The 12,128-nt window shown below is 61.0% G+C and carries 9 protein-coding genes; 3 read left to right on the top strand and 6 right to left on the bottom strand.

The features are described 5' to 3' along the window. Positions 1-14 precede the first annotated feature (14 nt). From PQU94_RS12135 to PQU94_RS12120, 4 genes are read right to left on the bottom strand one after another with little or no spacing between them, the layout of a single operon-like run. A complete protein-coding gene (locus PQU94_RS12135; protein ID WP_272741722.1) occupies positions 15-338 on the bottom strand; it encodes a hypothetical protein in 324 nt (107 codons plus the stop codon). After that, positions 335-1,801: a Fe-S cluster assembly protein SufB gene (gene sufB, locus PQU94_RS12130; protein WP_272741721.1), complete on the bottom strand. Its 1,467-nt coding sequence runs from the start codon at positions 1,799-1,801 to the stop codon at positions 335-337. Before sufB ends, PQU94_RS12135 begins: the two co-directional genes overlap by 4 nt. Next, the gene (locus PQU94_RS12125; protein ID WP_272741720.1) at positions 1,801-2,925 is read right to left on the bottom strand and encodes a cysteine desulfurase family protein; all 1,125 of its coding nucleotides are present in this window, start codon (positions 2,923-2,925) and stop codon (positions 1,801-1,803) included. Before PQU94_RS12125 ends, sufB begins: the two co-directional genes overlap by 1 nt. Then, the gene (locus tag PQU94_RS12120) at positions 2,925-3,443 is read right to left on the bottom strand and encodes an Rrf2 family transcriptional regulator (protein ID WP_126423900.1); all 519 of its coding nucleotides are present in this window, start codon (positions 3,441-3,443) and stop codon (positions 2,925-2,927) included. The genes PQU94_RS12125 and PQU94_RS12120 overlap by 1 nt, the downstream gene beginning before the upstream one ends. Positions 3,444-3,643: 200 nt before the next feature. On the opposite strand from PQU94_RS12120, the gene PQU94_RS12115 reads away from it, so the two are divergent. Continuing rightward, positions 3,644-4,294, top strand: coding sequence for an alpha/beta hydrolase (locus tag PQU94_RS12115; RefSeq protein WP_126423901.1), 651 nt, complete (start codon positions 3,644-3,646; stop codon positions 4,292-4,294). A gap of 204 nt (positions 4,295-4,498) precedes the next feature. Here the strand turns inward: PQU94_RS12115 and PQU94_RS12110 are convergent, their stop codons facing one another. Then, a complete protein-coding gene (locus PQU94_RS12110; protein ID WP_272741719.1) occupies positions 4,499-5,629 on the bottom strand; it encodes an anhydro-N-acetylmuramic acid kinase in 1,131 nt (376 codons plus the stop codon). A gap of 83 nt (positions 5,630-5,712) precedes the next feature. Between PQU94_RS12110 and tyrS the strand changes: the two genes are divergently transcribed. Next, positions 5,713-6,966 (top strand): tyrosine--tRNA ligase, encoded by a 1,254-nt coding sequence (gene tyrS / locus PQU94_RS12105; RefSeq protein WP_272741718.1) that lies wholly within the window; start codon positions 5,713-5,715, stop codon positions 6,964-6,966. Positions 6,967-7,204: 238 nt separating this feature from the next. Here the strand turns inward: tyrS and PQU94_RS12100 are convergent, their stop codons facing one another. Then, positions 7,205-11,392: a DUF3971 domain-containing protein gene (locus PQU94_RS12100; protein ID WP_272741717.1), complete on the bottom strand. Its 4,188-nt coding sequence runs from the start codon at positions 11,390-11,392 to the stop codon at positions 7,205-7,207. 102 nt (positions 11,393-11,494) lie between these two features. Between PQU94_RS12100 and PQU94_RS12095 the strand changes: the two genes are divergently transcribed. After that, complete coding sequence (locus tag PQU94_RS12095) at positions 11,495-12,010, top strand: peroxiredoxin (protein ID WP_272741716.1); 516 nt, start codon at positions 11,495-11,497, stop codon at positions 12,008-12,010. The last annotated feature ends 118 nt before the right edge of the window (positions 12,011-12,128 follow it).

Here is a 12,128-nt window from a genome sequence, read left to right as displayed (position 1 = left end):
TATAGCAACCTTCTTTAAGCCGAGCCTTCACCGACTTCATACACATTCCGAACCTTTGAGGCGGGCACACAAATGTCCGCCGATGCAAAAGCAAGGGACTTGTCATCTATTTCCGCCCAAAGGAAATCTCTGTTTCCATCAGCGATACCAAGGACGAGCAACCGATCTCCGGGTTGCACAACAATGGGTGGTTCATTTTCTGCATAGTTCTGATGGATCACCTCGATGGGGGTAACCACGGAGTGTATGCCTACAGGGTGTCCAAGGCTGTCCAGAGCCGCATCTTCGAACCAAATACACTTGGTTTTTCGTATCTGAATGTCCGAAGACAGCGTCATCCCACGCTCCCTTCAAGGCTGATGGCCAGCAGCTTCTGCGCCTCGACGGCAAATTCCATCGGCAGTTCTTGCAACACTTCGCGCACGAAGCCGTTGACCAGCAATGCCACGGCCTCTTCCTGCGACAGACCGCGCTGCATGGCGTAGAACAACTGATCCTCGCTGAGGCGGGTCGTTGTCGCCTCGTGCTCGAACTGCGCCGAAGCGGTGTCGGATTCGACATAGGGCACGGTGTGGGCAGCACAGGTCTTGCCAATCAGCAAACTGTCGCACTGGGTGAAGTTACGCGCCCCGCCCGCCCTGGCGTGGGCTGAGACCAGACCGCGATAGGTGTTGGACGACTTGCCCGCCGATACGCCCTTACTGATGATACGCGAGCGGGTGTTCTTGCCGAGATGGATCATCTTGGTGCCGGTATCGGCCTGCTGCATCCCGTTGGTAACGGCGATGGAGTAGAATTCACCCACGCTGTCGTCACCGCGCAGGATGCACGACGGGTATTTCCACGTCACCGCCGAACCGGTTTCCACCTGAGTCCACGACACTTTCGAGCGCGCGCCCCGGCAATCGGCGCGCTTGGTCACAAAGTTATAGATACCGCCCTTGCCCTCGGCGTCGCCGGGATACCAGTTTTGCACGGTCGAATATTTGATCGAGGCGTCTTCCAGCGCCACCAGCTCAACCACGGCGGCATGAAGCTGGTTTTCGTCGCGCATCGGCGCGGTGCAGCCTTCCAGATAGGAGACGTAGGCCCCCTTGTCGGCGATAATCAGAGTGCGTTCGAACTGACCTGTATTTTCCGCATTGATGCGGAAATAGGTCGAAAGCTCCATCGGACAACGCACGCCCGGCGGCACATAGACGAACGACCCATCCGAAAATACGGCGGCGTTCAGCGCGGCAAAATAGTTATCCGACACCGGCACGACCGAACCGAGATATTCTTTCACCAGTTCAGGATGTTCGCGTAAGGCTTCGGAAATAGAGCAGAAAATGACGCCCGACTTCTTCAGCTCGTCCTTGAAGGTGGTGACGACCGACACGGAATCAAACACCGCATCGACGGCGTATTTCGGCGCCGTGGCGACACCGGCCAGCACTTCCTGCTCTTTCAGCGGGATGCCGAGTTTGGCATAGACGGCCAGCAGTTCCGGATCGACCTCGTCCAGGCTGTTCAGCTTGGGCTTCGGCTTGGGCGCGGCGTAGTAATAAAGGTCCTGATAATCGACCTTCTGATAATGGACCTTGGCCCAGTCGGGCTCGTCCATGGACTGCCAGCGCTCAAAAGCCGCCAGACGGTAATCGAGCATCCATTGCGGCTCGTTCTTCTTGGCCGAAATGAAGCGCACGATGTCGGCATTGAGCCCCTTGGGCGCGTATTCCGTCTCGATATCGGTGACGAAACCGTGCGCATAGGTCTCAAGCTTCTGAACCGTTTCAATGGTTTCCTTGACCGCTGCCATCAGGCGCTTTCCTTTACTCTACTCGCTTGTCGGGCGTGATGCTTCGCATAGCCCGTGGACCAAACCTCTATGAATTGTTGCCAGTCGGCGGCGTTTGTCGTCCATCCGGACGAGACGCGCAAGGCCTTGTCGGCCACGTCAGAGAGGCCCATGGCCTCCAGTACACGGCTCGATTTGACCTTGCCAGACGAACAGGCCGACCCCGATGAGACGCAGATGCCCGCCATATCCATGTGGATAAGCTGAAGCTGCGCCGTCCAGTCGGGGACGGTGAAACAGGTAATCCCCGGCGCGCGCGGCGCCTCTTCGCCGACAATGGTCGCGCCGAGTGCCTTCAGCGCCGCCTCGGCCTCGGCCTGAGCGGTATCGGTCATCGGACGCGCGTGGCTGGTGGCTTCGGCAAAACCAGCGATCCCGGCGATGTTTTCCGTACCGGCGCGATGGCCGAACTCCTGCCCGCCACCGGGAATGGCGGCGTGAATATCGCGGTCCGCGCTGTAGATCAGCGCGCCCACGCCCTGCGGCCCGCCGATCTTGTGCGCCGCCAGCGACAGGCTGTCGGCCCCCAACGCTTCAAAGTCGATCGCGACCTTGCCCGCCGCCTGCACCGCATCGACGTGCAGCCAGCCACCAGCGGCGTGGACCTGATCGGCAATCGCACGGATGGGGTTGATGACGCCGGTTTCGTTATTGACCCACATGACCGCCACAAAGGGCTTGCCGCCCGCGTTCAACAGTTGACGCAAGGCCTCGGTATCGACCACGCCTGACCTTAGCAATGGCGCATAAGCCACGGGTAAACCATAGCTTTCGGCGGCTTTATAGACGCTGTCGTGCTCCCCGGCGCTGACGATCACACGGTCGAAGCCGCGCGACTGGCTGAGCGCCAGTTGATTGGCCTCCGTACCGCCCGACGTGAAGACCAGACGCGCCGGACCGACGCCGTTGACGAATGCCAAAACGGCGTTGCGCGCCTCTTCGAGCAACAGCTTGGCCTTACGCCCCAAGGCGTGCACCGAAGACGCATTGGCCCCGATCTCCCACGCCCGGAGCATGGCCTCGCGCACCTGCGGCCGGATCGGCGAGGTGGCGGCATGGTCCAGATAGAGGGGCGCGTTTGCCATCAGGCCAGTTCCCTTTGGGCATCGACCGGGAAACGGTTTTCGATCGTCACCCGCTTGCGCGTGCGCTTATGCACGACGTCGTTCAGCGATACGGTCGAAAGGTAGTCGTGGATGGCAAAGCCCAGATCTTCCCACAGATTGTGCGTCAGGCAGCGTTGCCCGCCCGGCATACAGCCGATTTCGCGCGCCGCATGTTCCTTGGACAGACGTTTATTCGCCCCCAGTTTGTTGGAGGTCAAAGCGCAGCGCGTCGCCTTGATCGGCTCATCGACGGCCAGCACGATCTCACTTACAAACAGGGCATCCGCCGTCCGCGCCAGCGTGTAGCCGCCGCCGGGACCGCGCGCACTCTTGACCAGCCCGGCCTTGCGCAGGCGGGCAAAGAGCTGCTCCAGATAGGACAGGGAAATCTGCTGACGCTCGGAAATTTCGGACAGGGAGATGGGCTTGCCCTGCGCATTGAGCGCCAGATCCGTCATGGCCATGACGGCGTAACGTCCCTTGGTCGATAATCTCATGCCGTCAGTCCTGTGGCTGCCCCTGGCTAAATCGCAACAGGTCGATGAAAAACCTGCCCAAAGCCGAAAAGAGTGTGCTAAACGGCTTGCCTGATAAGGGGGCGCCGTCTTCCCTGCGCGGGACATAGTAATCCTGACTATTATAGTCAAGAATTATGCGCCGCACCATGACACATTTTATTACGAAACAAGGGTTCTATATGCCTGAAGTGATCCTCGCCGGTGCTGCCGGTCGAATTGAGGCCCGGTACACCGCCGGAAAAACGGACAACGCGCCCATTGCCCTGATCCTTCACCCCCATCCCAAGGCCGGCGGGCACATGAACAACCCGGTGACGGCGCAGTTGTTCCATCTGTTTATGACGCGCGGTTTTTCGGTGCTGCGCTTTAACTTCCGCGGCGTCGGCAAGTCGCAGGGCGAGTTCGATTCGGGCATTGGTGAACTGGCCGATGCGGCGACCGCGCTCGACTGGCTTCAGGCCAAGAACCCGACCGCCTCGCAATTCTGGGTCGCGGGCTATAATTTCGGCGCCTATATCGGTATGCAGTTGCTGATGCGCCGCCCGGAAACCGACGGCTTCATCTCGGTATCGCCGCCGGCCAATGCCTATGATTTCAGCTTCCTGGCCCCCTGCCCGGCCTCAGGCCTGTTCATCAACGGCTCAGCCGATTCGGTGGTGCCGCCGACCGAAGTCGAGCGCGTCGTGGCCAAGCTGCGCACGCAAAAGGGCATCACCATTGCCCACGAAGTCGTGGACGGCGCGGGCCACTTCTGGACCGAACACCTGCCGGAAATCGAAGGCCGCGTCGGCGGTTACCTCGATCGTCGTCTGGCCGGTGAGCTTGAGTAGGGTTTAAAGGACGCTTCGGCGTCCTTTTTTAATGGCAAAACCAAAGTCCTGTGGCCAATTTTGTTTTACCACAGATGACACAGATGACCGCCAAAAGGCGGTCACACAGATGGCCTGAGTAAGTGGCCAAAGTCTTAAATACAGCTCTAAATCTGTGAAAGGCCCGCCTTGCGGGCCGCATCTGTGGCCATCTGTGGAGAACATTCAGGCGCTGCGGCGCGCGCTTTCGGGGCGATAGATGACCCCACCGGTCAGCGGCGACTTCACTCCCGTGGTGCCGGGGAAGGAAATCGGCAGCCCTTTCAGCGACCGCGCGGCCATATAGGCAAAGGCCTCGGCTTCGATCGCCCCGCCGCGCCAGCCGAGGTCTTCGGCGATACGCACGGGCGCGATGTCGGCCAGACGCTCACGCAACACCTTGACCAGTTGGCGATTGTTGCGGCCGCCGCCACACAGGACGATGGCCGAAGGGGTTACGCCCGCGCGCACGATCTCATGGCGCAGGCTTTCGACCGTAAAAGCCATCAGCGTTGCCATACCGTCGGCGTGGCTGAGGTGGCGCACACGCTCCAGCGTAAAATCGTATCGGTCCAATGACTTGGGTGCCGGGGCTGCGAAATAAGGGTGGCACAGATAATCGGCGACGATCGCCATATCTGCCCGGCCTTTTGCCGCCACCGCGCCATCTTCATCGAACCATTGGCCGGTGTGTTGCCGCATCCACTGATCCATCAGGCCGCTGGCCGGGCCGGTGTCGAGCGCCGTCAGACCATCGGGCGCAATCACGGTGATATTGGCCACGCCCCCCAGATTGACAACAAGTACGGGTAATTCCAGACCGGCCTTGTGCGCCAGCGCGCGGTGATAGACGGGCGCCAGCGGGGCCGCCTCACCGCCCGCTTCAATATCGGCGCGACGGAAGTCGCAGACGACGGTCAGGCCGGTTTTTTCGGCCATATAGTCACCGTCGAAGAGTTGCACGGTCCGCCCCGGCACGCCGTCCTTCGGGCGTTCGTGCAGCACGGTTTGCCCATGCACCCCCAGAGCGTCAAAATCCTGCACATTCAGATCGTTTTCGCTTAAAAACTGCCCCAGAGACTGAAGATGATAGTCGGCGATCACGCGCCGCGCCTTTGCGAAACTGTCCGGTTCTGCCGCACCGCGTGGCCAGTTGAGCGCGTCCTTTGTGGCGGCCTCCAGAACCGCGCGGACCTCAACGGACATGGGCTTTTCGGCAAATGGCCCGAAGCTCAGCTTAGCCTCGCCGTCGGTTTCCAGCACCGCCATGTCGATGCCGTCGAGCGAGGTGCCGGTCATAAAGCCGATGATTTTCATGCGAAAAGCCTATGGAAAAGCGGGGGCTACGTGTTAGACGCAACTTGCACGCAAACCCGCGTGACAGCAACATCGTTAGAGACATGACCTCCTTCAAATCCGATTTCCTCAACGTCCTCTCGGAGCGCGGTTTCATCCACCAGTGCACGGACGCGGAAGCCCTCGATACGCTGGCTTCTGCCGGACCGATCACGGGCTATATCGGCTATGATGCCACGGCTTCGTCGTTGCACGCCGGGCATCTGGTGCAGATCATGCTGCTCTACTGGCTGCAAAAGACGGGCAACAAGCCGATCGTCCTGATGGGCGGCGGCACGACCAAGGTCGGCGACCCGACCTTCAAGGACACCCAGCGCCCGCTTCTGACCGACGAACAGATTCAGTCGAACATGAACGGCATCAAGTCGGTGTTCAACAGCTTCCTGACCTTCGGGGATGGCGCGACCGACGCCCTCATGGTCAATAATGACGACTGGCTGTCGGGCTTTGGCTATATCGAATTTCTGCGCACCTTCGGCACCCACTTCACCATCAACCGTATGCTGACCTTCGACTCGGTCAAGCTGCGCCTTGAGCGTGAACAGCCGATGACCTTCCTCGAATTCAACTACATGCTGATGCAGGCGGTCGATTTCCGCGAACTGAACAGCACCTATAACTGCGTCCTGCAAATGGGCGGTTCGGATCAGTGGGGTAATATCGTCAATGGCGTCGAACTGACGCGCCGCCTGAACCAGAAAGCCGCCTTTGGCCTGACCACGCCGCTTTTGACCACCGCGTCGGGTGCCAAGATGGGCAAGACGGTCGGCGGTGCCGTGTGGCTCAATGCCGACGCGTTGTCGCCCTATGACTACTGGCAATACTGGCGCAACACCGAAGACGCCGATGTCGGCAAGTTCATGCGCCTGTTCACCGACCTGCCGATGGACGAGATTCGCCGCCTCGAAGCCCTGCAAGGGGCGGAGATCAACGAGGCGAAGAAGATTCTCGCCGACGCGGCCACGCGTCTGGTGCACGGCGAAGCGGCGGCCGCCACGGCCCGCGACACGGCGCAAAAGGCCTTTGAACAGGGCGTCTTGTCCGCTGACCTCCCCACGGTCGAGGTGGCCCGCGCCGAACTTGAGGCCGGGATCATGCTCGCGGCCCTGACAACGAAAATCGGTCTGACCCAATCGAACGGCGAAGCGCGTCGTCTGGCTCAGGGCGGCGGCCTGCGCGTCAATGACACGGCCATCACCGATGGCAATCAGGCCGTGACCCTGGCCGATCTCAATGCTGATGGGGTGATCAAGGTCGCTCAGGGCAAGAAGAAGATCGTGCTGGTCAAGCCGGTTTAAGCGTTAGCTTCCCCCCTGATATCAGGGGGGAGACCGCCGGAATCGGCGGAGGGGGGTATGGATAGGTAATTAACCCCACCGTCTTTTTGTCTTTCAGACAAAAATCCACCTCCCCTGAAATCAGGGGAGATACTTCGCCAAAGCGTTGAAAGGCCGGAGTTCACGCTCCGGCCTTTCCTTTGGCTCCCTATGACGGGGTGTGGGGTCTGCGACCCCACAAATCCTGAGCCTTTCCAACTTAACTCTTGCGCGGTGAGGTCACATCGACCGGCGGCAACGGGTCTTCGCGTTTCTCATCGAGGATACGACGCAAGAAGCCCGGCAGGACCAGCGAGAAGGGGTTGATCTCGGCCTGCGGTGTGCCGAAGCGGCCCTTGAGGCGATATTTGAGACCCAGCACGCCTTCGCCGCGGTTGGAGGTCAGGGCGTCCCCGATCAGCGGGATACCGGCAAAGGCCGCGTTGACGCCGTAGGCCGGGATCAGGGTACCGTGATAGTCCATGGTCTGCTTGCTGAAATCCTGCGCCCCCCAGACATTGATGCGCAGCGCATCGCCCTTCGCCCAGCCGTTGCGGATAAACAGGTAGTTGTCGCGATAGCGGATGGGGAATTCATAGTCATCAAACTTGATACCGCCGCCCGAAAGGGTATCGGACAGACCGCGCAGGGAGGCCAGAGTCAACACTTGACCCAAGGCCGGTATCTGCTTGACGCGGATGTCTTCGCCTTTCAGCGTGGCGTCGATCTGCCCGTTGCGATAGACGCCTTCGATGACGGCATCGCCACCCGACAGGCGCTTGTCGCCAAGTGCGGTCGCCACAAGATCGCCAAGATCGTCGGCTTCGAAGGTGAAGGCCGTGTAGTCGGTCTGCGGCCGGAAATCGAGCGTCACCAGAGAGCCCATACGCGTCAGGGCCGAACCTTCGCCAGAGATCAGGTTGCGTCCGTCCCATCCGGCCTTCAGTTCGACCTCGCTGAAGACCCCATCCTGAGCGGTGCGTACCGCGCTGATATCGACGATCAGGCGGATGGGGCGCTCAAGGCGCAGCGCCGTCCCATCCGTTTTCACGGGCGGGTGCGGCAGGTCCACCGTAGCCACCGGGCGCGTGTCGGTAACCGTCGGCTGGGTGCGCGGCGGATTGAACCACGGCCGGACATCCAACCGCTTGCCGCGAAGGGTCAGGGTCTGAACGCCAGAGGCATCAGCGGGCGACAGGCGGCCGTTGAGATCGGCAAAATCTTTCAAATAAAACTTTGAAAAATCGACATAATCGACTTCGCCAGACTCCTTGATCGCCGCACGTCCATCAATATCCAGACGCTCGCCCGTGGCGCGGATACGCGGCATGTCGAGGCCGCCGCCCTGGCGTTCATCGAAGCTGATCGACAATCTGGCCGCCTCTCCCACCGGCTTGACCCAGTCGCTGCGTGCCAGTTGCAGCCGCGTCGGCGTGGCGTCGATGTCCAGCACGGCGGCCGAAATCTGTGCCGGCGAAAGGGCGTTCGCCGTGCGGTTTTCCGTCTGATAGAGGTTCAGCTCGAACCCGACCTTACCGTCCAGTTCAAGGCTGTGGCTGACATAGCCGAGCCGCCCCAGAAACGCGCGGTCCACTGTCCCCCCGATGCGCGCCCACGCCTTGGGCGGGCCGAACAGGAAGGCGGCTCCGTCGCTGTCCGGCAGATCAAACGTCAACTGTTGATTACCAATAAACACGTCGCCGTCTATACCGCGCGCGTCCTGTTCCCAGCGGGCAAACACGGGCAGGGTTTCCTGCGGCGTGAACCAGGCGCGCGGCAGGCCCAGCGCGTACATCTGCTCGGGCGTCAGACGGGTGGTCAGGGTGCGCTTGGGCGGCTTGTCGCCTTCGTCGGTCCAGTCGAGAACGGAATTGATATCGCCGACGCGGATGCGGGCCTCGCGCGATTGCGCGTCGAGCCCGATATTGACCGTCAGCGGCCGCGTTTCGCTGAAATAGGGCAAGGCGCCCAGCCCCAGCAGACGGGCGCGTTCCGGCGAGATATTGGCCTTATAGACCAGTCGTGGATGCTGGCTGTCGATATAGGCCAGATCGCCGGAAAAGCCCTCGGCCTGCACCTCGCCCGTCCACACGTCACCCGACCGGCGCAGACGGATATCTGTGGGAATTTCGGGACGGAAACGCCCGAAGATGGGCAGGCCCTGCCCCTTCATACCGTCGCTCAGCGTATTGCCGGACAGGACGACCTGCGTCGGACGCGGCTCCGGGCCATCCCAGTTGACCGTGCCATTGAAGATATCGGACTCGATGCGGCCCTTGCCGATATTGTTGAACAGCTCCAGTTGTCCGCGAATAGCGACGCGCCGGGTGGGGGAGCCGCCAAACTGCCGCGCATTAAAGCTGCCCGTAAAGTCGATATATTGCATGGTCGGCTCGAACTGCGTCCGGTAGCCGATTTCCCCCGCATAGGGGCCCAGTTTGGCAGGGCCGCGCACCTCCAGCCGGTTGGCGAGGTAGTCCCCGGTCACCGTCAGGTCGCCTTCGACAATATCCCAGCCCAGCGCCGCCTGTTTGAGGCCGGCATTACGGATCTTGCCCGTAAACGTCAGGTCGAGATTCTTGAGCGTCAGATTGTCAAAAGTCGGAAAGCGGATATCGAGCCGCGTTTCGGCCTCGCCGCTCAGACGATCGCGCGTCAGCCCTTCTGTTTGCAGATGCCCGCCGGTCAGCGGGTCGATGGCTTCGATCAGTTGCGCCGCCCCGCTTTGCGCGGTCAGCCAGATATGGGTCTCGGCCTTCGGGGCGCGGCTCTTGTGAAACTGCGGCACGGAGACGCCGCCCCCGGTCAGCGGGACCTCGACCAGATGCCCGCCTCTGAGACTGAGGTCAAAGCTGGTCCCCTGCAACAGCCCGGTGCCGTAAAGCCCGGTGGCGTCCTGAAGGCGGCTATCGACGCTGAGGCCCATATCGCGGAACCCGAAGGTCAGGCGCAAATCCTCTTTTTCCAGTTGCCCGTCGCGGAAATGGCCCGGCGGGGCCTTGAGTATGAAATCGGCATTGGAATAGGTGCCGCCCTTGATGCGGCGGATCAGGTCTTCGCGCGTGATAGGCGTCAGGTTTTCAGGCCAGAAGGCGAACACCACCTCCTTGCGGAAATCGCCGTCGATACGCGCCGTCAGATCGGCCCCCAACTGCCCCTGATCGTCCGTATAGAGCCGCCCCTTGGTGGTCAGGGGCGCATCCACCAGCAGCGCCTTACCCGACTCGATATCGAGCTGACGCAGATCCGGCGTATAGGTGCCTTTGAAGTGCACCTCGGTAAGGGTCTGAGCCGGGAAGTCATCGGCCAGTTGCCCGGTGACGCGCGGTCCCGCAAAGTCGAAATGCACCGCCATCTTGCGGTCGCGTTTGGGGTCTTCGGGCGTCATGAAGACGCGACCCGACAGGTCCGTATCGAGATAACGCGAATTGAGCCGGAAGGTGGTGAAGCGCACGGTGCGGGTTTTGGGCAGATAATCCGCTTTGAGGCTTAAGGAGTCAAAATTCTGCGCCGACTTGCCGAAATCATAGCTGCCCTTGCCGGCCGAAATATCGAGAAAGGCGCTCTGAAGCCCGGTGCGGGCGGCATATTTCAGAGTCCCACGCCCGTTGATCGCCGCCCGGAAGTGGGACAGGCTTTTTAAAGACCCCGAAGACGGGAATATCTGCGACGGGATGAGGTCGCGGATTTCGGCCTCAAGCTCCGCGGTGCGCAGGCCCGTCTGGGCCTGCGCCGTCAGGGCCAGAGAGGCCTTGCGTCCCTGACTTTCGACCGCCATTCCGATTTGCGAGCGTATCTGCTGATCACGCTTGGAAAAATCAATACGGGCCACGTGGGCGCGCCAGTCGAGGGGCGTCCCCACCTGACGGAAGGCCAGTGTGCCATCGGTCAGATGCACCTGCCGGGTGAAACTCATCGGACGGCCCAGAGTCTCCTTGCCGGTCAGATCGTAGAAGACGCGTTCCACGGCAAAGGCCTCCGGATCGCCCTTGGCCTCATACCCCAGTTCGATACGACCATTGGGTGAGGCCGACAGGGCGACGAAGAAATTATCTGCCGTCAGCCGTGCCGGGGCCATATGCAGCCACAACAGGCTGTCGAGCGCCAGCGCCGCCTCCATCTGGTCAGCGGAGGCCACCGTGCGGCCCGCCTTGTCCTTCAGCAGCAGATCGTCGAAGCGCAGGCCCAGAGCATTGGAGTCGTGGAACCACACAAGGTCCAGATGTTTGAGACTGGCTTCAGCCCCCGGGATGGTGCGTTCCAGCCGCGACACGATCAGAAAGCGCAGACCATCGACGCGTATCGGTCCTTGCGACAGGCAGCCGACAAAAACCAGCGCGGCCAGCAGGCCGACGCCCGCCAGACTGAGCCTCCAGTGTTGTCTGAGCTTGGTGATCAGGCTATTCACGAAGATCCGAACGCACGCGCCGGGCGTACCACAAAACGAAAACACAAAAGCCGCCCGACATCGGGCGCACCTTTTCTCATAAGATCAACCGAAGGCATTGTCATGGCAAAAAATTTGGCAAAAAAGGCAGGTCGTGAAAACCCCACGGATGCGGGCTTCGCCCCCTTCCCGCTCCCGGCCTTCGACCTGCCCGCTGACGACGGTCAGAATTGGACGCCCGACAGCCTGAAGGGCCGCTGGACGGTGCTGTTCGTTTATCCCGCCGACAACACGCCGACCTGTACGCAGGAAGCCATCGACTTCACCGCTGCCGTACCGCAGTTCGAGGTACTGGGCGCCCAGGTGATCGGCCTGTCGAAGGATGATCTCAACAGCCATGCCCGCTTCAAAACGAAACACGCCCTGACTCCTGTCCTGCTTTCGGACACCACGCCGGGCCTTATCGACGCACTGGGGGCATGGGTTGAAAAGTCGATGTACGGCAAAACCTATATGGGTACCGACCGTTCGACCTGGCTGATCGACCCGCATGGCGTGGTACAGGCCGCCTGGCGCAAGGTTCGCATCAAAGGGCACGTCGAGGCCGTTCTGGACACACTGCGCGCAAAATCGGCCTGACCTCGCGAATTCCCTATTGACACAATATATTCACAATAACCGCGTTACGCGGCACGTTTCTTGAAACAGGCGATTTTGACTCTCTCAAAACGGGACAAACCGCCTGTGATCACCACCA

Source organism: Asticcacaulis currens (assembly GCF_028550395.1).
GTDB classification, from domain to species: Bacteria; Pseudomonadota; Alphaproteobacteria; order Caulobacterales; family Caulobacteraceae; genus Asticcacaulis; species Asticcacaulis currens.
This window is presented reverse-complemented; position numbering and strand designations above follow the sequence as displayed.

What these genes read in the sequence shown, in the direction of transcription:
- PQU94_RS12120 (WP_126423900.1), bottom strand. Translation starts at nt 3,443, where the DNA reads ATGAGATTATCGACCAAGGGACGTTACGCCGTCATGGCCATGACGGAT.
- PQU94_RS12125 (WP_272741720.1), bottom strand. Translation starts at nt 2,925, where the DNA reads ATGGCAAACGCGCCCCTCTATCTGGACCATGCCGCCACCTCGCCGATC.
- PQU94_RS12110 (WP_272741719.1), bottom strand. Translation starts at nt 5,629, where the DNA reads ATGAAAATCATCGGCTTTATGACCGGCACCTCGCTCGACGGCATCGAC.
- PQU94_RS12115 (WP_126423901.1), top strand. Translation starts at nt 3,644, where the DNA reads ATGCCTGAAGTGATCCTCGCCGGTGCTGCCGGTCGAATTGAGGCCCGG.
- sufB (WP_272741721.1), bottom strand. Translation starts at nt 1,801, where the DNA reads ATGGCAGCGGTCAAGGAAACCATTGAAACGGTTCAGAAGCTTGAGACC.
- tyrS (WP_272741718.1), top strand. Translation starts at nt 5,713, where the DNA reads ATGACCTCCTTCAAATCCGATTTCCTCAACGTCCTCTCGGAGCGCGGT.
- PQU94_RS12135 (WP_272741722.1), bottom strand. Translation starts at nt 338, where the DNA reads ATGACGCTGTCTTCGGACATTCAGATACGAAAAACCAAGTGTATTTGG.
- PQU94_RS12095 (WP_272741716.1), top strand. Translation starts at nt 11,495, where the DNA reads ATGGCAAAAAATTTGGCAAAAAAGGCAGGTCGTGAAAACCCCACGGAT.